The following is a 25,724-nucleotide window of genomic DNA, read 5'->3' as shown; positions in this document are numbered from 1 at the left end:
TCTTTCGTTCAATACTAGAAGCTTATCTTCTGCGCTAATAAATATAATAAGCAAAACCCATGATAATAATAGCAATGAAGGCTTCGATAATCAAAACAAGTCAATTTTGCTTTATAATATTGAATGTTTTTGATTTTTATCAGAACAAAACATGTTTATAACGAGGGCGGTTTTTGTATTGTGACTTAAGAGTATAAAGAAATTTTCATCTTTTTGCTTGCTATTATTGACGAATAAATTCAAGAACCATACACCCTATTTTGAAAGAGTGTAATTTTTAGGATAAATAATGATGCGTGATCAGTGTGATACCCTCAACCTTACGCCTGAATTAAAAGATGCAGCTTCTCAATCGAGAACTTGGCCATTTGAAGAAGCACGTAAGATTATCAAACGGTATGAAAAAACGGGTTATCCAGACAGTGTGATATTTGAAACAGGTTATGGCCCTTCTGGTTTACCGCATATTGGAACTTTTGGGGAAGTTGCACGTACAACCATGGTGCGTCATGCATTTCATATTCTCACGGAGAATAAAGTAAAAACAAAATTACTTTGTTTTTCTGATGATATGGATGGTTTGCGCAAGGTTCCTGAGAATGTGCCTGATCGCGAAAGGATGGAACATTATCTTGGTCAACCGTTGAGTCGTGTACCCGACCCTTTTGGAGATGATTATCCTTCTTTTGGGGCAGCGAATAATGCGCGGTTACGGGCTTTCCTTGATCGTTTTGGTTTTGATTATGAATTTGCAAGTGCTACGGATTATTACAATTCTGGTCGTTTTGATGAAACACTTTTGAAAATCCTTGCCTGTTATGACAAGGTTATGGCAATTATTTTACCAACATTAGGTGAAGAACGGCAAGCGACCTATTCACTCTTTCTACCGATTTCTCCCTTTTCTGGAAAAGTATTACAGGTACCGATGATTGCGCGTAATGTTGAAAAAGGTACAGTCACTTATATTGAGCCAGAAACAGGAGAAACCATAGAAACAGAGGTTACGGGGGGCAAAGTTAAGTGTCAGTGGAAGGTAGATTGGGCAATGCGTTGGACAGCACTTAGCATTGATTATGAAATGGCCGGAAAAGACCTTATCGATTCCACAAATCTTTCTTCTAAAATTTGTAAAGTATTAGGTGGAAAACCCCCAGAAGGATTCAACTATGAGCTCTTTTTAGATGAGAAAGGGCAGAAAATTTCCAAATCCAAGGGAAATGGCTTAACCATTGATGAATGGCTTACTTATGCTCCAACAGAGAGTTTAGGGCTTTATATGTTTTCAAAGCCTAAAACAGCAAAAAGGCTTTATTTTGATGTCATTCCTAAAGCGGTTGATGAATACTATGCGCATCTTTCAGCCTATGGTCGCCAAGAATGGAAAGAGCGTCTGAATAATCCTGTATGGCATATTCATAATGGTTGTCCGCCGCAGGTTGATTTGCCTGTATCCTTTGCGATGCTCCTAAATTTGGTAAGTGCTTCAAATGCGGAGAATGCAGAAGTTCTTTGGGGTTTTATTTCTCGTTACGCTAAAGGAGCAAATGCACAAACTTATCCAGAACTTGATCAATTGGTGAAGTTTGCTATTAAATATTTTGATGTTTTTGTTAAACCAAACAAGAAATTTCGTATACCAGATGATAGCGAACGAGCAACATTAGCACAAATTGATGAAAAATTAGCTCATTTACCTGAAACTGTTGATGGCAACATATTACAAAATATGCTTCTTGATGTTGCACGATTAACGGAACGCTATCAAGATCATAGCAAAAAAAGCCCTGAAGGTGGGCCTGGTGTTTCCAATGTTTTTTTTCAAATGTTGTATGAAGTCCTTCTGGGACAAGAGCGAGGTCCACGATGGGGATCATTTATAGCGCTTTATGGGATTAATGAAATGCGTGCACTGATTGCTGAAACACTTGCACGGCCGACGGAGGAATAATGGAACGAAGAGTGCAGGAAGTAAAGCGACGCCGTACATTTGCAATTATTGCTCACCCAGATGCGGGGAAAACAACATTAACAGAAAAGCTTTTATTGTTTGGTGGTGCTATTCAACTTGCAGGAGAAGTAAAAGCCAAAAAAGATCGTATTCAAACCCGTTCTGATTGGATGAATATTGAGCGTGATCGTGGTATTTCCGTTGTGACTTCGGTGATGACGTTTGAATATGAAAATCATATTTTTAATCTCCTAGATACCCCAGGACATGAGGACTTTGCGGATGATACGTATCGCACTCTCACAGCTGTTGATAGTGCTATCATGGTATTGGATGGGGCCCGCGGGATTGAGCCTAGAACATTAAAATTGTTTGAAGTGTGTCGGATGCGGGATATTCCTATTGTTACGTTTATCAATAAAATGGATCGTGAGGCACGTGATCCTATAGAGCTTTTAGATGAAATTGAAGAAAAGCTTGCTCTTGATACCGCGCCTATAACATGGCCAATTGGGTCGGGTAAAGATTTTGTTGGTACCTATGACCTTCATCATAATCGTTTTCGTCAAAAAGATGATGAGATAATACAGCAGATAGTTTCAAATCCCAGAGAGGTTGTCCATTTACTCCCTGAATATCAACGTTCAACTTTTATTGAAGGGGTAGAACTTGCTCAAAGTGTTTGCAAGAATTTTGATCTGCAAGCTTTCCGTGAAGGTCATATGACACCGGTTTATTTTGGTTCAGCTTTGCGAAATTTTGGTGTTCGTGATTTGATCAATGCGCTTATAGATTTTGGTCAAAGTCCTCGTGATCAAAGTGCAGATCAGCGCAATGTCATAGCAACTGAACCTAAAATGACGGGATTTGTTTTTAAAATTCAAGCGAATATGGACCCTAATCATCGTGATCGTATTGCATTTTTTCGGGTATGTTCGGGAACGCTTGAACGTGGTATGAAAACAAAGTTGGTTCGAACAGGAAAACCGATGACACTTTCGGCTCCACAATTTTTCTTTGCGCGTTCGCGCCAAATTGCTGATCAAGCCTATGCTGGTGATATCGTAGGGATCCCTAATCATGGAACATTGCGTATCGGCGATACTTTGACTGAAGGAGAAGATATCCTCTTTAAGGGAGTACCAAATTTTGCACCAGAGATTTTGCGTCGTGTTTGTTTAGGCGATCCAATGAAAGCAAAAAAGCTCAAAGAAGCTTTGCAACAAATGGCTGAAGAAGGGGTTGTACAATTGTTTATTCCTGATGATGGGTCGCCTTCTCTCATTGGTGTTATTGGTGCTTTGCAAATTGATGTCTTAAAAGAACGATTAAAAATAGAATATTCTTTGCCAGTGAATTTTGAGTCTGCGCGCTTTAATTTATGCCGTTGGATTTCAGCGCAGAGCAAAGATGAGTTGCAAAAGTTTCTCAGCAATCACCGCTCTGCTATTGCGTATGATTTAGAAGGTGATCCAGTTTTTTTAGCGGAGAACCATTTTTCATTGAATTATGAGGCAGAAAGAGCTCCTAAAATAAAATTTTCTGCTTTTAAAGATTATCAAGTACGCTCTTAAAATAAAGAAAAATCTTTTCTACAATAATTTGATTTATAATGATAATTTATCGTTTTTTATATGGGAACAATCAAAATCATTTGTTTAAAAATCATAAGTAGGATTGGTGTGTGCGTAAAACACTTGAAGCAAGAAATACAATACCTCTTATAGATCTTCTCTATAGCCAAGAGCTTTCAAAATATTGGGTGAGGGTAAAAATGATGATGGTGGTTATAGCGTTATGATGTAATGATGGTGGTGTGTGATGTATCTCATCCCATTCACGGAAGTTTACGTTATACTATTCATTTATATTATTTACGGGATGACATGACGAGGTAAGATCAAGTACAATAAAAAATGTCCCTTTAAAAACAAACATATAAAATTGCAACATAATGATATTTTTGGGCATTCTATTTTGCATAAGGGATGTAATTCTAGCAAGATAGAGGCTTGCACGATAAAATTTCGCAAAACTCTCTCCCTCAAAGTAATCTGTTTTCGCTGTGAAATGTGGAAATATTATTATTTTTTTCCAAGCTTTTTATGGGATTCTAAAATATTATTTATGAAACTGATTTTTTTAAGTTTTGCAATATCATGATATCTATTTTTTTCTGAAAGTGATGGAGTATGTAAAGGATATTTTTAGATTGAACTGTATAAAAAATACGGTAAATTTATTTATTATTAAAAGAGTTACAGCGCACTGGTACCTCTAGAACCTTTTAAAACTTTAATATTTATTTTTATATTACCTATTTGAGTTAGAGAATAAACTGTAGCCAATTCTACGTTGAAAAATATAAGAAAAATTTTATATATTTTTTCGCGATGACTTAAGAAATATAATTTATTTCGATATTTTTTAAATCTAAACTAAAAAATCTGCTTTATAAACATAGCTTTTCAGTTTTTCCTTGTATAAATATTGTATACAGTCAAAATAATACAAATAATCAATAAGCTGAAATCTGTTATCCCAAATATGAGATCATATGACCTATAAACCGCATGTCTTTTCTATTTCTCCGGGAACTGCTTTTTTGCCTCACTTTGTTGATGCACTACTTTCTGGTAGCCTTATTGATAATTTCGCTTCAAGTGGAGACATTCAAACTGCCCTTGCCGATAGCCTTATTTATGTTCCGACACGTCGTGCTGCTCGCGCTTTGCGTTTAGCCTTTGTTGAAAGAAGTGATACACAATCAACATTTTTGCCAACCATTCGTGCTCTAGGAGATGTCGATGAAGACAGTTTTCTTTTTGTTGAAAATCATACCAGTGTTCTCGATCCACCTATTGGAGAAAGCGAACGTCTTTTACTTTTAGCGCGCCTTATCCGTCCATGGCGTGAAAATTTGCCTGCGCATCTGCGTGCCATGTTTGGTACAGAAGATGTACTTATTCCGGCTCATAGTGCTGATGCGATTTGGCTTGCGCAAGATTTAGCACATTTGATGGACGAAATTGAAGCAGAAGGAGCAGATTGGTCAGAACTTAAAAATATTGCACCTGATATGGTCGCTGAATGGTGGCAAATAACGCTCGATTTCTTGACTATTGTTACGCAAAATTGGCCAAAAATCTTGAAAGAAAAACAACGAAGTAATCCCGCTGAATGGCGTAATCAAGTACTCACAATGCATGCAGAGACTTTACGATGCATGCAGCCTGATAAACCGATCATTGCAGCTGGTGTGTCAGGTTCTATGCCCGCAGTTTCTCATCTTTTAAAGGTTATATCTTCTCTGCCCAAAGGGGCTGTTGTTCTTCCTGGTCTTGATCTTCATATGGATGAAGAACAATGGAATGCACTAAGCACAAGCAATAAAGAAAAAACAGCTTGTGATTTTTTTGATCCTGCAGAAAATGTTTTTAGCCATCCTCAATATCATTTAAAAAAACTTCTAACTCTCATGGAGTGTCAACGTCATCATGTTTGCGAAATTGGCCAACAGAGTAGCATAAAGAAAAAACGAATGGCTCTTTTATCAGAAGCACTCCGACCAGCTTCTACAACAGACAAATGGGTACAAATTGTCCGTGATGATTATGAGAATCTTTGTGCAGATTGGTCATTTATTGAAGCTATAAATGAACGTGAAGAAGCTCTTGCGATAGCTGTTACCTTACGCAAAGCTATTGAAGAACCCAAAAAAACTGCAGCCCTTATTACAAATGACCGTAATTTAGCACGCCGTGTTGCTGTGGAATTACAGCGATTTGGAATTGAAGCAAATGATTCAGGCGGAATACCACTTGCACAAACATTGCCTGTAACTCTCTTACGACTTATTTTAGAAAATGTGTTACAAGCTGATGATCCCATTGCTTTTCTTTCTCTTCTTAAACATCCCCTTACAACACTCCAACAAAACCGTCATCGTTTACGGGAAATGGCAGAAAATTTTGAACTTTTTGTTCTTCGAGGGAATACAGGGCGCATCAATCTTTGCGAGTGTGATCAATTTCTCGAAAAATGGATTGATACATCCTTTCATAATAGTTCTGAAGTCAACACCCTTGATCAGCAGAAATGTGAAGAAGCACGTCTCCTTTGTCATCTTTTGAAAAAAGCTGTTGAACCTTTAACATCTCTTATGAAACAAGAGAAAGAATGCACCATCAATGAGGCTGCAATAGCAACTGTTGAGGTTTTTGAAAATTTTGGTCGCAATGAGGATAATTCTCTTGCACATCTTTATCAACACGAAGCAGGACAAGCCCTATCAAATTTTTTGCGTGAATTGGTCAGTGATCAATCGGGATTAACATTTCATCTTTGTGAATGGCCCGCTATGTTTTCTGCCATAATAGCAACCCGTTCCGTCGCACCTTCGCCTGGAGGACATCCGCGTTTATTCATCTGGGGTACTTTGGAATCGCGTTTGCAAACGGTTGATACAGTGGTCATCGGCGGTCTTAATGAAGGGTCATGGCCGATATCAACCCGAAATGATGCTTTTTTATCGCGACCGATGAAAATGATGTTAACTCTGGAACCACCAGAGCAGCGTATTGGTATTTCTGCGCATGATTTTCAATGGGCGATGGGAATGGAAAAAGTGGTGATGAGTCGCGCATTGCGCGTTAATCATACGCCTTCCATTCCTTCACGCTGGCTACAACGCATGGAAACAGTTGTAGGAAAACAGGTTTGGGAACAAATCCGTGAACGAGGTGAAATACTACGCCATTGGGCAAAGATGCTTGATCATACAAGCATAACTTCTGAGGTGGAACGTCCTTGCCCTGCTCCGCCTCTTGATATACGCCCGCGTCATTTTTCAGTTACTGAAATAGAAACATTGCGATATGATCCCTATGCTATTTATGCTAAAAAAATCTTAAGGCTCAAACCACTTAAAGAACTTATTCATGATCCTAGCGCTTCAGAACGAGGAACACTTTATCACGCTATTCTTGCAGCTTTTTGCACACAAATGAAAAATCCAAATGCTGCAAATGCACTCAATGTACTGCTTGCTATTGGGCGTAAAGAGTTTGATAAATTCAATTTTCCACCCGATATTGAAGTAATTTGGTGGAATAGTTTTGAAAACCTTGCTCCACGCTTTATTCAATGGGAACAAAGTTTAGGACTGCGAGAGCGATATTCGGAAGTGGTATCACAAAAAATTCCTATAGGAACAACAGGAGTAACCCTTTCAGGACGTGCTGATCGTCTTGATGTTTTGCCAGATAAAACGGTTGAAATTCTAGATTTCAAAACCGGAACCCCTCCTTCATCAAAACAAGTTCGTGAATTATTATTTCCGCAATTGGCTTTAGAAACAGCTTTACTCATACAAGGGGGCTTCCCAGATTTTCAAGATTTTACCCCCTCAAATTTATTTTACATTCCTCTTAACAAAAAAGGTGAAATTAAATCCCAATCAATTCTTTTAAAGAAAAAAGACGGAAAAACTCATCTAAGTGCTGTTGATCTTGCTGACAATGCATGGGAAAATCTTATCGCACTCATAACTTATTATCAAAATCCACAACAAGGTTATCTCTCACATGCTGTCCCTATGTCAAAACGATATGAAGGTGACTACGACCATTTGGCTCGGTTGTGGGAATGGTCAAGTGGTTTTCATAAAGAAGAGTAATCATGACGTTTTTTTCTATTCCTGAAGCCGCTCTTGATGCACAAGCAACAGCAACACATCCCCAAAAAAACGTGTGGGTTTCTGCAAATGCTGGATCTGGAAAAACCCACGTTTTAAGTGAACGTGTTATCCGTTTGCTTTTAAACGGTACGCCTCCAGCACGTATTTTATGCCTTACTTATACAAGAGCTGCTGCTGCTGTTATGCAATCGCGAATTTTTCGCACGCTTTCCAGTTGGAATGAGCTCGATGATGCACAGCTGCAAGAAACCTTAACACGGTTTGAAAAAAAGCCTGTTAATGCGCAAAAACTAACTTATGCACGACAACTCTTCGCGCGTGCTCTCGAAACGCCTGGTGGCTTAAAAATTCAAACGATTCATGCTTTTTGTGAAGCTCTCTTACATCAATTTATGTTAGAAGCCAATATTGCAGGGCATTTTGAACTTCCCGATGATATCGGTCGAAAAAAATTACGACAAGAATCCCGTCGTCAACTTTTAGCCCGTCGTGATGTACAACCTGCTTTGCAACAGTTACTTCAAGTTATTAGCGAACATACTTTTAACCAATTGCTCTATGAAGCAGTTGAAAAGCAACATAAATTGTCTGATTTTTTATCTTCTCTTTTATCTGAAAATGGAGAAGAAAAATTGCGCGCGCTTTTTAACTTAGCGCCCAATGAAACAAATCAATATCTGCTGGAACAAATTAAACAAACAGCGCGCCTTCCTCTTTATGCTCTTAAGCATTGTGAAATCAATGGTAGTCAAAGCTTTAAGGATATGGTGGAAAAACTTTCCCAATTAGAAAAGGTGCATGATGAGAAAAATATTCTCAATATTATTTCTGATATTTATTTTACAATCAAAGGTGAGCCGCGTAATTTTTCAAATTTATCTCGTAAAAAATCAGACGAAATTTGGCCTTTTATTCAACAAATGCTTGAAGATAAACAAAACAAGCTTTCTGTTTTTTTAGAAAAATATCAATGCGCAAAGGTTGCCACTCTCAATATGGCTGCTTTTCAGCTCTGTGCTATTTATCTCAAAATTTATAAGAATCTAAAAAAGTCCAATGGCTTCTTAGACTTTGATGATCTTATTGAGCGTACACTTCATTTGTTACAGCGCAAAGGTGCAAGCCAATGGGTGCACTATAAACTTGATCAGGGACTTGATCATATTCTACTTGATGAAGCACAAGACACCAACCCTGAGCAATGGCAAATTATTCAACTGTTGGCACAGGAATTTTTTTCAGGGTATAGCCAACGAACAAACATACGCACTCTTTTTGCTGTTGGAGATGAAAAGCAATCTATTTATTCTTTTCAAGGCGCTGCTCCAGAAAATTTTGCTGCAAATGGACGAATTATTCAAAAAAAAGTGCAGCAAACAAATCAGCAATTTGAAAAAATACAACTGCATTATTCTTTTCGCTCTACAGCAGATGTTCTTAAAAGTGTTGATCTTGTTTTTGAAACACCAGAAAACTATAAAGGACTTTCGGCAGAAAATACAAAAACGGTGCATGAAGCTATTCGTGTTCACAGTCCCGGTGAAGTTGTTATATGGGATGCCATTTCCAAAGAAACGAGTGACTTTCCTCAAGATTGGCATACAACTGTTAATCATTTAGATACACCTGAAGTGCGTTTAGCAGAAAAAATTGCTGAAACGATTGCCGACTGGTTACAAAAAGGCGAAATGCTTCCAGCAAAAGGACGCTTAATACGTGCAAGTGATATTATGATCTTGGTCCGTAAACGTGATCAATTTGTCTCAGCTCTTTCCCGTGCTCTTAAACACCGTAATATTCCCGTAGCAGGAGCTGATCGTTTACAGCTTACCAAACATATTAGTATCCGTGATTTAATGGCGCTTGCACGTTTTGTTTTACAGCCACAAGATGATCTTTCTCTTGCTTGTGTTTTAAAAAGCCCACTTTTTGCTCTTAGTGAAGAGGAACTCTATCAGCTTGCAGCACACCGCACCGGCTCTCTTTGGCAAAGCTTATTTACGCACGCATCATCGCTGGCATCTTTTAAAGATGCTTTTGAAAAGCTAAACCATTATCGCGCTTTAGTGGATAAAATACCGGTTTTCGAGTTTTATAGCCATATTTTGAATAATGATAAGGGAAGACAAAAAATTCTGTCTCGTTTAGGATCTGAAGCAAATGATGTGCTCGATGCTTTTATGGATTATACGCTCACTATTCAAAAAACAGGATTACCAGGATTACAAGCTTTTTTAGAAACATTAAGTGCAAGCGAACCAGAAATTAAACGTGAATTTGAACAAAGTAATGAAGAAATTCGCATTATGACTGTTCATGCTGCAAAAGGACTAGAGGCTGCTGTTGTGTTTTTAGTCGATCCAGGTAGTGCGATTTGGCATCCTCAGCATGCGCCTCACTTGCTTAAAGTTCCTTTAAACAATGCACAATGGAATGGAAAACAAGCCTTTATTTGGCATCCCAATGAAAAGTTTGATACAAAACTCTCTAAACAAGCAATTTCATATTTAAAAGAGCGTGCAGAAGAAGAATATAGGCGTCTTCTTTATGTAGGAATGACACGTGCTGAAGATCGCTTGTTTATTTGTGGATATAAAGGCCCGAAAACGCCATCTCATACATGGTTACAACTCGTAAAAAAAGCCCTCGAACCGCATGCCCTTGCTATAAAAGATTCTTCGGAAGATATTGCAGCTTGGCGTTATTGCATTACACCTGCTTCTTCTGCTTCTATAAACTCAAAAGTCCCTTGTGCTGAATGCCAAACCTTACCACCGTTACCTGCTTTTTTCTCCCATAAAATACCAGAAGAACCAGTGCTACCAAAACCGTTGAGACCCTCTGTTGCTAGTCTTTCCATTGAGGCTGATACCGAGATTTCTTCTAATTCACAATATCATAGCGTCTCGCCTGTTTTGGGAGAAAAAAATACCAACAGGGCTTTTTCCATTGAATATGGTAATCTCGTTCACCGATTGTTACAATACTTACCCGATTGTCCCCCACAAAAACGTCGAGATTATGCTCGAAACTATCTCAATATCAAAGCCTCTCATTGGGATGAAAGCCAAAGAGAAGATGCTCTTCGCCATGTTTGGAAAATATTAGATCATGTTTACCTCAAGCCCCTTTTCTCTGAGCATTCACGTGCTGAGGTCTCCTTAATGGGTATTGTGAAAATTCGTGGAAAAGAACAAGCAATTTCTGGTCAAATTGACCGTCTTTACATCACGCAAAACAGTATTATCTTTGCCGATTTTAAAACAGGAACCCCGCCAGAAAATGAAGCTGCTATTGCTTCCCATCACTGGTTGCAAATGGCTCTTTATCGAAAATTGTTGCAAGCTATTCATCCCGATAAAGATATCCAGGCTCTGCTTATCTACAGTAAAGAAGCCAAAATTTTTAAACTTCCTCCAGAAAAACTTGAGGCATTTCTTAGTGAAGTTGCTTTATAAGCTACTCTTTTCCTTGCAAATCATCTTTACACTTTATTTACTTTCATAAAATCGCCCAAACAAACACAATGCACAATCTCTAGTGTAAAAAAGTCCTTTAATAATTTATCTTTGCAATAACTTGATATGAATTGTTATTATACCAATCTATAAAAAGTGAATATAAAGGATAAATCAATGACGTGTATAAAAGTTGATAAGGACAATTTCGAAAGTGAAGTTCTAACCTCTTCCACCCCTGTTGTGGTTGATTTTTGGGCAGAATGGTGTGGCCCTTGCAAAGTGATTGCTCCAATGTTGGATGAGATTTCAATAGAAATGCAAAATCAAGTTAAAATTGCTAAGGTAAATATTGATGAAAATCCGGAACTGGCTACCCAATACGGAGTACGTTCTATCCCTACATTATTAATGTTTAAAAATGGAAATATTTCATCGAATATGGTTGGCGCTACCTCTAAAGGACGTCTTTCTGAATGGATAAAAGATGGGCTTAGTTAATTCCACATATAATCACTATAAAGGAGAGAAGTTTTGTCTCTCCTTTTGACTTTTTTTAAATATTCTTTTTTGCATTATATTATAATGAAAAGACAATAAAAATCAAAATTTTAAATGAATTTAAGAATTCGTGCTTTTATGCATGATTCAATTGACCATTTTTATAAAAAATTACTTTGTATGAAGAATATAGGCAATTCTTTCCTTATATGCGTGTTAAAAATATTGGGTGAATGATAATTTCATAAAGGTATTTTTTCTTAGATAAGACTATTGAGATAGATAGTGCTTTCAACACATAAAAGGAGATTTTAAGCAAAAACTTTGCAAATTACTTTTCTGAAGCTCACAATTTTTAAGCAGAAAGAAACAAGCAATTCACTACAGGTTATAGAATGCTCTTCTAAAGGGTTACCACTTCAATTTAAAATTCTCTTATACTATTCTCTAGAATCAAAATTGTAGGTATCAGATTCTCTAAAATAAATTGATGAATTCCTATAAATTAACGGCTGTCCTTTGCAATTTATGTCATTGTTATATGAAAGAGTCAGCACTTCGTTTCATCTTCCATGGTCGGTGCCTCCATGAAGCCTTCTTTATGTTGTTCATCATCTCAAATTTCATAGGTATATCCTGAGATATTACCAACTAAAAAAATGATGATGCCCATGATTATATCTATGTTTTTTAAAATGTACGAATTGTAAAAGACTGTTGCAAACATTCAATGGAATGTTGTGCTGATTTAACTGTTACATGACGCCCATGTTCTTTATAGTGTAAGGTGAGTGCAAAAGTGGCAAGCTCTAAAAGAGCTGTATTTCTTTCTGGCCATTCAACAAGTAAAATATTTTTCTCACGAGCTTCATGAAGCCCTAATTCATCAATTTCTTCTGCCATAGAAAGGCGATAAAGATCAGCATGAATAATTTCAAACTTTGGAAGTTGATAGCTTTGCACAAGAGTAAAAGTAGGGCTTGGAACATCCATAGTGTTATCGTTTGCAAGTGTTTGGATGATTGTACGTGCAATGGTTGACTTTCCAGTTCCAAGGTCCCCTTGCAGCGTTACAAGATCTCCTGGCTTTAAAGAAAGAGCTAAATTTTGTGCAAAAAGCTTTGTTGCCTCTTCATTTTCAAGAAAAAAACTAAAATTCATTAAAAGTTCCATGAAATGGATGAAAATTTTTTGTTATCATAAAAGTTAAAATTAAAAAATCTTATCTCCTTTGGAGAGTGGGAAAAAACATTTAACTGTTGTTCCTTTTCCAGAACCGGTAAGAATTTCAACATGTCCACCGTGTAGTTCAACGAAACTTTTCACAAGGGAAAGGCCAAGACCCGCTCCCGCACGCCCACCATGGTGTGAATGGGAAGAAAAACGTTTAAAAATACGATCAAGGACGTCTTCTGGGATGTCAGAGCCCTGATTGTGAACGCTAAAGACAATGTTATCATCTTGTTCATCGACGCAAAATTCAATAGTACTCGCCTCCGTTGCAAAATTAATAGCATTGCTCAGTACATTCACAAAAATTTGATGCAAGCGTTTTTCATCAGCAGAAATAGAATTTAAGGAAGGGGAAATTTGTTGTAAAAGCGTAATATGACGTCCATTAAGGCGATCTTCTACGCGTGCTACTGCTTGTATCATAGCATCGGCAATGTTAACCGATTTTATGTCCAACTCCATAATGCCTGCATCAAGGGTAGCAAGATCAAGAATATCGTTAACAATATTTAAAAGAGTTCCTGATTCTGAATGAATGTGTTCAAGATATTCTTGTTGACGTTCATTGATAGAGCCGAAAATTTGATCACGTAAAATATCGGAAAATCCAATAATATTTGTGAGAGGTGTGCGCAATTCATAAGAAACATGTTGGACAAATTCATTACGCAAACGATCAGCACTTTCTAATGCTTCATTTTTTTCTTGAAGAGCACGAGCAACATGGACAGTATCCGTAACATTCACAAAAGTAAGCATCGTTTGTCCATTAGGAAGAGGGACCAGAGTATAGTCAATAATCATATCATTTTTAAGATCTATACGACCTGAAAATGTTTCACGTTTTTCAGCAAAACCGGTAATGAACTTGGTAAACTGATCCCATTCTGTCCCCAAGGTTAAGGCTGAACAATGGCTTTGTAACTGTGTAATATGGGTTCCTTCTACCAGTAAATTATAAGGAAGAGACCACAATTTCGACAAGGCAGGATTCGATAAGCGAAGGCGTCCATCAGTACCAAAAACGACCACGCCTTCAGAAAGTTTATCAAGTGTTTCACCTTGTATTTTAATAAGTGTATTATAACGGCGCTCAAGATCAATTTTTTCTGTAAGGTTTTCGTACAGCCAAGTGACACCTCCTTGTGGATGAGGGTTAGAGACAACACGCACCGTACGCCCATCTGGAAGATTCCAAATTTGTTGGTTTGATTCTGTTTGCCAATAGGCTTTTAAAAGTTCTTCTTTCCATGCGCGCCAATCAGGGTGTTCAGCAATGAGCCCCTTTTCACGTAAACGTTCAAGAAACAATGTATGGCTTGGTTCACTTTCTAAAAAAGAACTCTCCAACGGCCATAAAATTTTGAAAGCATGATTACAGAATTTTAATTTTTGGTTTGTATCAAAAATGGCTACAGCTGTTGAAATTTGGTCAAGTGTTTCACAATGGCTTTGAAGAACATATCTTAATTCATGAGCAAGATTTTCATATGCGCTGTCATCACGTGCAAAAGCTGCCATTCCTTCAGCTGTTGTAATACGTGTGAGATGAAAACGGTGCCGTTCTCCACCAATAACCGTATGAACATGTTCTTGAAAAATTGTTTCTGTTTCATCTGTTTTGCGTTGTGTATTTTCATTGAAAAGATCCCCCACGGCATCACTGTCTTCAGGAAAGTCTGTCATTTCTCTAAAGGCGCGATTGATAAAACAAACTTTTCCTTCACAATCTTTTATCCATACGGGCTCTTGAATAAGATCAAGAAGATTACGCTGCATTCTCAGTTCAGTAAGAAGGCGGGCTATATCTTTCTCTAAACGAGCATTTTCACTCTGTTGTTTTGAGATATCTTGAAAACGAGCAATAGCGACTGTTCCTGCGATGACTCCTGTAACTTGTAGCAGTACATTGTTTGTGGTGGTGATAGAAAGATCAAAAGGGTGACATTTACAACGTAGTTGAGTCAATGCATAATCAAGTTCTCGCAGAGAATTTTCTTCAACCCAGAGCTCAAAACGCTGAAAATCTTTCTGATCGATTCCTATTTTTTGCAATGCAGAAAGAGCACCAACAACACGGGGTAAGGTTGTTGGATTTTCCCAAATAAGAAGGAATTGCTCGGTTTCTTTCAGAAGCCATTCATAATATTTAAGTTTTTCAGAAAAATTTGCCTGAAGTATCTTCAAAGGCTTCTGTGCAGTTTTTTTTGCACGCACGGTAACAGCTATGCACGAGAGAAGTGAAGCACAAGAAATTCCTCCACACAGCGCTAAAAGCAGCCATGGACTATTTGGAAAAGTGAAGAAAAATGGTAAATAACCTTCCAATGACTGAGCAACAGCGCATGTTGGAGAAAAAAAGAAAAAAAGGCAAAATATATACGTATAGATTCGGATCACTTTTTGAGCTTTTTCTTTGGGGTTATAGTCACCAAAGCTGAGCACGGCATCTTTCCCTTTTTTAACCCAAGGAAACGTATTAGTAACGGTAATGGTTTGGTTTATAAGGTCCTTGTGGTGAGACTCCAATATAGGCGGCTTGTTCTTCTGATAAAACACTTAATTTTATTCCTAACCGATCAAGATGTAGACGTGCAACTTTTTCATCAAGATGTTTAGGCAAAACAGTGACTTCATTTGTATAGTGTTCTGCACGGGTAAAAAGTTCAATTTGCGCTAAAACTTGATTAGTAAACGAGGCTGACATGACAAAAGAAGGATGCCCAGTCGCATTCCCGAGGTTTAACAAACGCCCTTCAGAGAGCAAAATGATGCGTTTTCCATCGGGAAAGGTGATCATATCAACTTGTGGTTTTATATTTGTCCATGGCAAATTTCTAAGGGCAGCGACTTGGATTTCGTTATCAAAATGACCAATATTTCCAAGAATACACATATCCTTTACTTGTCGCATATGGTCTAAACGAACAACATCTTTATTGCCTGTTGTCGTGATGATAATATCAGCACTGGAAGCAGCATCATCCAAATTAACAACTTCATAGCCATCCATAGCGGCTTGAAGAGCGCAAATGGGATCAATTTCTGTTACTTTAACACGAGCCCCAGCACCAGAAAGAGATGCTGCTGAACCTTTACCTACATCACCATAACCACAGACAATGGCAGTTTTACCGGCGATCATCACGTCTGTTCCACGTCGAATACCATCGACCAATGATTCTTTACATCCATATTTATTATCAAACTTTGATTTAGTGACGCTATCATTAACATTAATAGCAGGAAAAGGTAGAAGTCCTTCTTTTTGTAACTGATAAAGACGGTTTACACCTGTTGTGGTTTCTTCGCTTACACCTTTAATTGCTGCACGCTGTCGTGTAAAAAAACCTGGCGTTGCATCCATACGCTTTTGTATTTGTTTGAAAAAAATTTCTTCTTCTTCTGTTTTGGGATGCGATAAAATATCTTTATTTTGTTCTGCACGACTTCCCATTAAAATATAGTTTGTGGCGTCAGCTCCATCATCTAAAATAAGATTGGAAGGATTACCATCTGGCCATTGGAAGATTGCATCTATATAAGTCCAATATTCTTCCAATGTTTCACCCTTAACGGCAAATACAGGAATGCCAGTTGCGGCGATAGCTGCTGCTGCATGGTCTTGCGTAGAAAAAATATTGCTAGAGCTCCACCGTATATCGGCGCCAATGGCTTTTAATGTTTCAATTAAAACAGCTGTTTGAATTGTCATGTGCAATGAGCCAGAAATACGCGCTCCGCGCAAAGGTTGGCTGGAAGAAAACTCCTTACGACAAGCCATCAAACCAGGCATTTCAGTTTCAGCAATATTAAGTTCTTTACGACCATAAGCGGCAAGTGCAATATCTTTGACAACAAAATCTTGAGCTGCCATTCTTCATTCCTTTAAAATAAGTTTTTCCAAGACGGTAGGAGAAATTAAAAAAAAATGCAAGACAAGAAGAGGACTTCTCTATGTGAAAAAGCTCTTTTAAAATCTCCATAAATTTGTGCAACAAATATGCATTTACGGATCTGAGTAGTGATGTTACTAACAGAATAAGAGATCTTCATGATAAGTCTTATTATATAAACAAAACTCTATCCTTTTCACGTAACTTTAAAGCTTTTAAAAATCTCTAGAGGGAATACCTTTTAAATAATAAAAATGGTGCATTGCTTCACAGTTTTTATATCGATTTTTTATGGGATAATATCGAAAGTAGTATACCCATATTCTACTCACTTATGCGGTTGTTGAAAAAGGAAGTATTACTTTAATCTCATTATTAAGCTTTTTAGCAAAATAATATAATGCAAAGCCATAGGCTATCATGTTTATGAATAGGCAATTCAGAATCGGTTCTTTAGGATTCCAATATTGCATCTGCTCTTGGATAAAGACAGTTTATAAGAAGTGCTTTTCTCCTGTTTTCAAAGATTTTTATCAAAAGACTATAGATATACGATTAAACATTTTTTGTGATACTGAATAGAGTATTTAAAATGTAAAAACATCACTCTATTGAACACTCTGATTTTAAAACTGCTAACAACGAGCGATGAATTATAAATCAAATAATTAACTCAGTTTTAGAAGAATTTATTCTAAACGAATAGGTTTTGGGAAAATTGACCATGTGGACGAAATCGCCAAAGATAACTTGGCAAGAATGCTGCCATTGCTCTGGGGGTAATTCCCACACCTTCTAGAGTATATCCATTCTCTATAGCTTCTTTAGAAACAATGTTATCCATTTGCAAAAAACGTATCTGATTGGCTGTTACGAGTGTTGGTACAAAAGGCAATTTACCGACTGTTCCCAAAATTCCTCCAATCAATAGACCAGCAGAAAGGGGCATGGATAGGATTGTTTTTTTACGGTGAATAATTTTGAGTATATTTTCAAGAGTATTTTGGAAGGTGATAATCTGGGGACCACCAAGATCATAATTTTTTCCCCAAGCAACTTGTCCATCTAAAGCGCGCGCGATAAACTCAGCAACATCACCAACATACACGGGTTGCAATTTGCTTTGCCCACCTCCAAAAAGAGGCATAATTGGTAAAAAACGTGACAAATCTGCCAAGGTGTTAAAGAAACAGTCCTCTGGTCCAAAGATAACGGATGGACGGATAATAATTGCTTGAGGATGCTTGTTATGAATGATTTGTTCACCCATAAACTTAACACGTGCATAAAGACATGAAGCATTCTCGTTAGCCACAAGTGTTGACATATAGATTAGCGGAATACCAGTTTCTGCTGTTAATTCAGCAACATTGTAAACACCATCAATTTGTGTTTTTTTAAAATTCGATTGATTTGCTTGTTTTAAGCTACCAGGCAAAAACACTGCTGCATCAGCTCCAAGCAATGCGCGTGCAACAGAAGCACGATGCTTGATATCTGTTTTAAGCATTTGGGTTTGTCCTACTTCTCCTATTTGAAGCATGTAATAAGCTTTTTGTGGACAACGAACAGCGATACGAACGCGATACCCCCGCTTAGTCAAAGTTTCAACGACATGTCGTCCTACAAAACCAGATCCGCCAAAAACAGTAATAAGTTTAGGATGTTGATAAAGTGCACAATCAAGTTGCATGATGAAAAAGTCTATCTTTCAAAGTTTTAAAAATGGCTAATTTTTAGCACGGAGGTGTTTTATTGTCACGCAAAATATCGCCCGCAAGATAAAGGGAACCACCAATAAGGACAATTGCCTCTTTATATTCCACCTTAATCTTATGCAAAGCATCTTGTAGATGAGCTTGTGGAGTAGCAAGGATTCCTGCTTTTTGCGCTGATTCAGCTAAGTTTATTGGAGAGATACTTGCATTATTGTTAATCAGCGGTATCGTATATACTTTATCGACAAGGTTTGCTAAGGAACGAAAATAACCGACAGCATCTTTGGTATTGAGCATGCCAGCAATCATAATAATAGGACGATCTGTTTTTTTTCTCCATTGTGCAAGTTCTGCTCCAATAACTTTTCCAGCAGCAGGATTATGACCACCATCTAACCATAAATCGATATTAGGAGACAGTTGATCAACCAAATGTCCCTGGGTAAGATGTTGCATTCGTGCGGGCCAATAAATATTTTTCAAAGCATCATTTATGGCTTGTTCTGAAAGTTGAAAACCTGCTTGAAAGACTGCTTCAAGAGACGCGCCAGCATTAGCAACTTGGTGGTCTCCAATAAGGTTAGGAAGGGGAAGATCCATGAGACCTTGATTGTTTTGAAAAACCATACGTCCATGTTCTTTATAACTTTGATAATCTTGATCAAATAGAGAATAAGATGCTTTATTTTTATTAGCAAGGGGTATTAGAGTAGCAAGAGTTTCTTCATAATTTTGCTTTCCAATGACTACAGGAACGTTTGGTTTGATAATCCCTCCTTTTTGAAAAGCGATTTGAGCAATTGTCTTTCCAAGAAAGATCTCATGATCATAATCAATGGGCATAATAAGTGATACAGCTGGTTTGTTAACGACATTGGTAGCATCAAAATGTCCTCCCAATCCAACTTCTAAAATGACAACATCAGCTGGATGTATACTAAACAGCATAAAGGCAGCGGCTGTAAAAATTTCAAAAATAGTAATCGGCTCTTGACGATTTACTTTTATAATTTCATGGATTGTCTCAGCTAATTGGTTTTCTGTAACAAGTTGACCACCTCCTTTTTGACCTAACCGGCAGCGTTCATTCCAGTTGACGAGATGAGGTGAGCTATAGACATGAACGCGGTAGCCTGCACTTTCCAAAAGAGCACGGCAAATTGCTGAGGCAGATCCTTTGCCATTTGTTCCAGCGATGTGAATAACAGGTGCAAGTTTTAAATGTGGATTACCAAGACGCTCTAAAAGGTGAACAATACGCTCTAAAGAAAGATCAAATTTTTTCGGATAATTTTTTAGTAAATCATCCACCACCCTTTGTATTTGGCTTTGTTGCATAAATTTAAGCTGCTTTTGTCCTAGAAAGCGATGTTTGAGAGTCTGTTGGGGATGGATCGGAAGGGTTAAAAACAGCAGGGCGTTTCATCATCAAGCGTAAAAGACGTGCAATGGTTGTTTTCATGTCTAAACGCGATACAACCATATCAATCATACCATGTTCAAGCAGATACTCACTACTTTGAAAACCTTCTGGTAGGGTTTCGCGTATAGTTTGTTGAATTACACGTGGACCAGCAAAACCAATCATAGCGCCAGGTTCGGCAATGTGAATATCACCAAGCATGGCGTAAGAAGCAGTAACACCACCGGTGGTTGGATTGGTCAGCACAACAATATAGGGAAGTTTTGCTTCTTTCAACATTTCAATCGCTACTGTTGTACGAGGCATTTGCATCAACGAGAGTGTTCCTTCTTGCATGCGTGCACCACCAGAAGCAGCAAAAAGAACCAGCGGGCGCCTTTCAGCAATAGCAGTATCAAAAGCTTTGATAATAGCTTCTCCTGAAGCCATACCGAGTGATCCACCCATAAAGGCGAAATCTTGAACGATTGCAATAATTGGTAAGCCTTCAATCGTACCACGTGCACTTAAAATATTGTCATCAACACCAAGTTTAGAACGATAATCTTTTAACCGGTCAATATAGCGTTTTTCGTCACGAAATTTTAAAGGATCTGTTACAACTTTTGGATTTTCAAGAGTTGTATAAACACCATCATCAAAAAAATGCATGAGACGATTTTTAGCACTGATACGCATATGATGGCCAGAATTGGGAGCTACAAATTGATTAGCTTCCAGATCTTTATGGAAGACCATTTCACCACTGGTAGGATCTTTAATCCATAGATTTTCTGGAATTTCACGGCGCCCCAATATAGAGTTAATTTTAGGACGAACATAATTTGTAATCCAGTTCATCTTTATAACCTTCCTTTAAATATTGTGCATCTTTTGCATGATTTGAAAGAATATAGAACTTAAGCAGTCACATTTGCTTTACCGGTTGAACAAAGGAGTCTATTTAATACTTTTATCAGTGTACGTATAGCTTGTTTTTTAATTTTTAATTTTTCCCATATCATAACAATCATATGCATCATGAAGAGTATTTCCTATAATAAATTTCTCATAAGTTTTAAGAACTTACATTTTTTTATTTTTTACTTTGGTATTAAAATTCACTCCTTGTGTGGTTAACAAACGCCTTATTTTTTAATAAAAATGAATATCCAATTAATCATTCGTATCAACAGTTTTGAAGAAAAGAAACCTTATAGTATAAGGCGCTAACAAGGCTAAAATAATCCATTAAAGATAATGAATACGACAACACTATATTAGCGAAACGCTAACATCAGAGCAAGGTTTTTTTCAAAAGGTTTCTTTAAAGCGCATGCTTTTTACAATTAAAATTGAATACGCTCAAAATACTCCTATTCCATTGAACTCAATATTGTTTTGAATAAAAACAAGAGGAAAAAGCATGCCGCCAAATAGTAGAAAAGTACAGAGTATTAGGAATTGTGCAAAACAATTAAGCACGTAGCTAAACGAAGTTAAACAACTCTACTGAATAAATAAAAGTAAACAACTTTCCTCCCAACTAGTTCTTATTCCTTAATTTTTTAGATATATCATACAAATGCAATAATCTACACTCTGTACAAAAATATTAAAAATTTCTTCTACAACAGCTGCTTTTTAAATTCTTCTTGGTTTTTAAAATTCAAAATTTCTATTCATTAAAACTTTATTTTAAACAAAGAAGCCCTAGCCGTTTTTTATAATGTTCTTGAAAAAATCTTGTAGTTCAAAGAAAGAAAAAATTATACAGTACATTCTTTAAATATATTTCTTGTTTTTTTTGCGTCTTTCCTTAGTTTATTAATCTATGATTTTTACTGCTGCTTATCGTGCTTTACAACGTCTTTTGACCTCGCAATATCGTATTATGATACTGAAAGCATTGGGGGTTACTTTTTTCACTCTCACCATTTTATGGTTATGTGTGCACCAACTTTTTGTGTCTTACTTTTGGCCCTGGATTGCTCAATTTCTTCCTGGACTCCCTAGTTGGGCAGGATGGATTGGTTTTAGCATGCTTATCATTTTTAATCTTGGTTTGGCTCTTTTGTTGGCTTTTTTGATTGCACCAATCGCAGCTATGATTGGTGGTTTTTTCATTGACTCTGCTGCTGAAATTATTGAAAAAGAGGATTACCCAAACGAGCCTATTGGACAAGCTTTGCCGTTTCGGCGTTCTCTTATCATTTCCTTTAAATTTGTTATTTTAAGCCTTCTTGGTAATGGAATTGCTTTTATTTTATTCTTCATACCAGGTATTAATTTAATTGCTTTTTATCTTATTAATGGTTATTTGCTCGGTCATGAATATTTCTTGTTTGCTGCTTATCGTTTTCGAACAGAGCAAGATGCACGTGCTTTTTTACATACTCATTACACAACGGTTTTTGGTGCAGGATTATTGATAGCGCTTTTTGTTTCAATTCCAATTCTTAATTTAGCAACACCGCTTTTTGCAGCCGCCTTTATGACATATTTACACAAAATGCTTTCCCAAAAGACCATGGCACGCATTACACAAAAATAGTGTTCCTTGGCTTTAAGGTTAATAAAAATTGCTAGCCAAAGAAAGCATAATATAAAATTTTATACTTTATCTTTTATTAAAGCAATATATTGATTTATAATGATAATTTATTGTTTCACAACATGAATGAAAAACCTAAATATCATGAGGATTTCTTATTTTAGTCCTATTCATATTAGATCAATTGAAATCGTTTGTTAATATGTCATAAACGGAGGTGGTGTGCAGATAAAAGTACTTTCAAAAAGGCGTGAAATATCTTTTATGAATCCTCTTAATGCAAACATTATCGTCGCATTGAAAACTGAAAAAGAGTATGATGGTGCCGCTTTGTACCTTATATTTCAGTAACAATGGATAGCATAAAGTATTTTATACCATTCATGGAGAGTGTATACTCTTCATAAGAGTGTTTTGGCAATTATTGAAAGATATCTGTGTAAAATAAGCACGTAGTTATATAGGAGTAACGTAGTAGCGCCGTAGATATTCTGATTTTGGGCAACAGATAGAAAATGATTAATATGATAAAAGTGGAAAAAATAAGCTTAGGCGATTGACCGTCCGATCCCATGGAAGAGCTCTTTCTTAAGAAGAAGCAAAGAATGAGAGACACCACTGATGATTAAAAATGATGAGATTTTAAAAGCTATAAGTGCAATGAAATAAGAATTCATTGAAGCACTTTTCGTACAAGTGGTGCACTGTATCAAATAATTTTTAGATAATAACACCATTAATTTACGAAGAGAATTGATCATTTTCAACTTGAATAAGAATCCAAAATATAGAAATATTCTTTAATTTCAAAGTCTCTATTCAACATCAAAAAATTATTTACTTGCACATTATAGACGAGACCAATGTATGGATACAAGGCTTTCGATAGAGGAATAAAAATGCTTTTCATGAATCATTACAATGTGAGGATATCATGGATAAAATTCTAATCTTTGTGGTCTTGGTATTCTGGAGAGAGGACACACACATTTAATCTTAAAGACCGATCACTGAGGAAAATAATAAAGGCGTCAGTTTAGACAGTGGTGCAATGAATTTTGTCTATACTCTTTATAAGCGTCAGTGTGAGATATGCTTTAAATTGCATTGAGATATTATAATATATTGATTTATATATTATTTTTCATAGTGAATAAGAGCTCCAAATAAAGTTGTCATATTTTCTCATTAGCTGCTCTCATCATGAAACAATCAAAATCATTTATTTGCATATCATAAATATGACCAATATGAGGATAAAAACATTGAAGAAAGAAAATGCTTTTTATAAATTTTATCCAGTGCAAGAGCTTTGTCAAAATTGATGGTAGCCAAAGTGAATGATAGCTTGTTTTTTTATAAGCTGGGGAGACAGTGGTGCAAGAGATCCTACTTTTATGAAGGCTAAGGTGATACGGGATTTTAAAAAAAATATTTCCCAATGCTCGTCACACCCATTTCGCAATCGCGCCCATGAATGGTATAAGGGCAAAGTTCTCGTGAATAATATAAAACTTATAGGGCATCACTATCTTTACGCTTAATAAAAAGAGCACGCTGGCGCCATCATCCTCAGTGTTGCCCGAGACGGCCCATTATAAGCGTTTTTAGTTCTTTCTTAAACGTTTTGTATTCATACAGCTATCCTTGTTTGCAATGTACAAGAAAATGATTTTTATTGCTTTAACATGAGAGAGATTGGAAATGAGAGAATCTTACGATATTTGGGTTCTAATTTAATATGAACAATGCGAGATTATCATTATAAATCAAAAATATTGTATAACAATCGAGATGGATAGACACCTATTGTCAGTTCTATTTTATAGGTTTTTTTAATATCAACGCGTTTGAAGAGTTATTATTTGCAAAGGGGTATATTTTCCTCATGAGGAGTAGGTGTTTTGGGGGCAAAAAATGATACAATCACGTTTGCTAATTTTTGCGCTACGTGTTGTTTACTCATATGGGGCCATTGTTCAACTTTTTTTCTACTTACGAGATAAACTTGATTTGTATCAGCACCCATGACACCTGTACCATCTAGTTGAAGAGAAATATCATTAGCAAGAATGAAATCAGCTCCTTTTTCAACACATTTTTTTTGCGCATTGGCAATGATATCACATGTTTCTGCAGCAAAACCAATGACCAGTGAGGGGCGGTTTGGAGCGTGTCCAATCGTTGCTAAAATGTCAGGATTTTCGACCATATGAAGGGATGGTGGTATTTTATGAGCATTCTTTTTAATTTTGTGTAAAGACTGCGTTTGACTGCGCCAGTCACAAACAGCGGCAACAAAGATGGCGCCATCAGCAGGCAATGCGGTTTGAACGGCTTGTAACATCTGTTGTGCTGTTTCAACATGAATGGTTTTTACTTCTTGTGGGTCTGCAAGATTAACAGGTCCACAAATAAGTGTTACTTTTGCACCCAAATGCGCAAGAGCGGTTGCGATGGCATGACCTTGTTTACCTGAAGACCGATTAGCAAGATAACGTACTGGATCAATTGGTTCATGGGTAGGGCCAGAGGTAACGATGAAATGGCGGTCAGAGAGAGGTTTTTCATGCCCATTCAAAAGAGCCTCTATGGTAGCAACAATAGTTAAAGGTTCGCTCATACGCCCATATCCTATCTCGTCACGTTCAGCCATATTTCCGATTTCTGGTCCGATGATATGAACGCCATCTGCGCGCAGTTGTGCAACATTGCGAATAGTGGCAGGATGCGCCCACATGGACGGATTCATGGCGGGTGCAATTAAGAGTGGACAGCGTGCCGCTAAAAGAATGCAATCAGTCAGATCATCTCCTATGCCATTGGCTATTTTTGCAATGCGATTGGCTGTAGCAGGGGCTAAAATAATAAGGTCAGCATTACGTGCTAATCGGATATGTCCAATATCATGTTCTTCTTCGCGTGAAAATAAATCAGTATATACAGTACCACCGCTTAAAGCTTCAGCGGCTAAAGGCGTAATAAATTTTTGCGCTGCTTTTGTCATTACAACTTTTAAGTGTGCTCCACGTTCTTGTAAACGGCGAATCAAATCAAGTGCTTTATAGGATGCAATACTTCCACCAATAATAAGAAGGAGAGATTTTGATTTCAATGATTTCACTTCAACAGCACTAGCATGAAGGGGTTGTGTGGTGAGAGGAGTGGGATTGCTTAAAAGGCGTCGGACTTCTTCTTCCATAGAAATACCATTTTGCGCGGCGCGTATGCGCAAAGCTTCTTTGGTTTCAGGAGACAGGTTACGAATGGTAATACTGGCCATAAAATACCTCCAAGAAATAAAATGATTGCA

The 25,724-nt window shown here is 37.1% G+C and carries 14 protein-coding genes; 6 read left to right on the top strand and 8 right to left on the bottom strand.

Annotation, left to right across the window (positions count from 1 at the left end; translation table 11 throughout):
• Positions 1-289 precede the first annotated feature (289 nt).
• Entirely contained in the window at positions 290-1,951 is a 1,662-nt protein-coding gene (locus ACFILN_RS05625) for a lysine--tRNA ligase (protein WP_375654290.1), read from the top strand.
• Positions 1,951-3,525 (top strand): peptide chain release factor 3, encoded by a 1,575-nt coding sequence (locus ACFILN_RS05620; protein ID WP_375643015.1) that lies wholly within the window; start codon positions 1,951-1,953, stop codon positions 3,523-3,525. Before ACFILN_RS05625 ends, ACFILN_RS05620 begins: the two co-directional genes overlap by 1 nt.
• A 551-nt stretch (positions 3,526-4,076) precedes the next feature.
• On the opposite strand, the gene ACFILN_RS05615 is transcribed toward ACFILN_RS05620, so the two are convergent.
• Positions 4,077-4,190 (bottom strand): type II toxin-antitoxin system RelE/ParE family toxin, encoded by a 114-nt coding sequence (locus ACFILN_RS05615; protein ID WP_375630731.1) that lies wholly within the window; start codon positions 4,188-4,190, stop codon positions 4,077-4,079.
• Between the two features lie 318 nt (positions 4,191-4,508).
• Here ACFILN_RS05615 and addB point away from each other — a divergent pair, with 318 nt between their 5' ends.
• The 3 genes from addB (at position 4,509) to trxA (ending at position 11,608) form a co-directional block, all read left to right on the top strand.
• The gene (gene addB, locus ACFILN_RS05610; protein WP_375671056.1) at positions 4,509-7,628 is read left to right on the top strand and encodes a double-strand break repair protein AddB; all 3,120 of its coding nucleotides are present in this window, start codon (positions 4,509-4,511) and stop codon (positions 7,626-7,628) included.
• A gap of 2 nt (positions 7,629-7,630) precedes the next feature.
• Complete coding sequence (gene addA, locus ACFILN_RS05605) at positions 7,631-11,107, top strand: double-strand break repair helicase AddA (RefSeq protein ID WP_375671055.1); 3,477 nt, start codon at positions 7,631-7,633, stop codon at positions 11,105-11,107.
• 177 nt (positions 11,108-11,284) lie between these two features.
• Entirely contained in the window at positions 11,285-11,608 is a 324-nt protein-coding gene (gene trxA / locus ACFILN_RS05600) for a thioredoxin (protein WP_273790200.1), read from the top strand.
• Positions 11,609-12,298: 690 nt separating this feature from the next.
• Here the strand turns inward: trxA and tsaE are convergent.
• The 6 genes from tsaE to accD form a co-directional block, all read right to left on the bottom strand.
• Positions 12,299-12,769, bottom strand: coding sequence for a tRNA (adenosine(37)-N6)-threonylcarbamoyltransferase complex ATPase subunit type 1 TsaE (tsaE, locus tag ACFILN_RS05595; protein ID WP_273790201.1), 471 nt, complete (start codon positions 12,767-12,769; stop codon positions 12,299-12,301).
• 51 nt (positions 12,770-12,820) lie between these two features.
• Entirely contained in the window at positions 12,821-15,286 is a 2,466-nt protein-coding gene (locus tag ACFILN_RS05590) for a PAS-domain containing protein (RefSeq protein WP_375671053.1), read from the bottom strand.
• Positions 15,287-15,320: 34 nt separating this feature from the next.
• A complete protein-coding gene (gene ahcY / locus ACFILN_RS05585; RefSeq protein ID WP_273790203.1) occupies positions 15,321-16,718 on the bottom strand; it encodes an adenosylhomocysteinase in 1,398 nt (465 codons plus the stop codon).
• Between the two features lie 713 nt (positions 16,719-17,431).
• The gene (locus ACFILN_RS05580; protein ID WP_273790204.1) at positions 17,432-18,430 is read right to left on the bottom strand and encodes a complex I NDUFA9 subunit family protein; all 999 of its coding nucleotides are present in this window, start codon (positions 18,428-18,430) and stop codon (positions 17,432-17,434) included.
• A 43-nt stretch (positions 18,431-18,473) separates the two neighbouring features.
• Positions 18,474-19,793, bottom strand: a complete 1,320-nt coding sequence (locus ACFILN_RS05575) for a folylpolyglutamate synthase/dihydrofolate synthase family protein (RefSeq protein WP_273790205.1) — start codon at positions 19,791-19,793, stop codon at positions 18,474-18,476.
• A gap of 4 nt (positions 19,794-19,797) precedes the next feature.
• Positions 19,798-20,718: an acetyl-CoA carboxylase, carboxyltransferase subunit beta gene (gene accD, locus ACFILN_RS05570; RefSeq protein ID WP_375671051.1), complete on the bottom strand. Its 921-nt coding sequence runs from the start codon at positions 20,716-20,718 to the stop codon at positions 19,798-19,800.
• 973 nt (positions 20,719-21,691) lie between these two features.
• On the opposite strand from accD, the gene ACFILN_RS05565 reads away from it, so the two are divergent.
• Complete coding sequence (locus tag ACFILN_RS05565) at positions 21,692-22,411, top strand: sulfate transporter family protein (RefSeq protein ID WP_375630592.1); 720 nt, start codon at positions 21,692-21,694, stop codon at positions 22,409-22,411.
• Positions 22,412-24,272: 1,861 nt separating this feature from the next.
• On the opposite strand, the gene coaBC is transcribed toward ACFILN_RS05565, so the two are convergent.
• Positions 24,273-25,694, bottom strand: a complete 1,422-nt coding sequence (gene coaBC, locus ACFILN_RS05560) for a bifunctional phosphopantothenoylcysteine decarboxylase/phosphopantothenate--cysteine ligase CoaBC (protein WP_375630590.1) — start codon at positions 25,692-25,694, stop codon at positions 24,273-24,275.
• Positions 25,695-25,724 lie beyond the last annotated feature (30 nt).

The organism is Bartonella sp. CL434QHHD (genome assembly GCF_042195145.1).
Classification (GTDB): domain Bacteria; phylum Pseudomonadota; class Alphaproteobacteria; order Rhizobiales; family Rhizobiaceae; genus Bartonella.
This window is presented reverse-complemented; position numbering and strand designations above follow the sequence as displayed.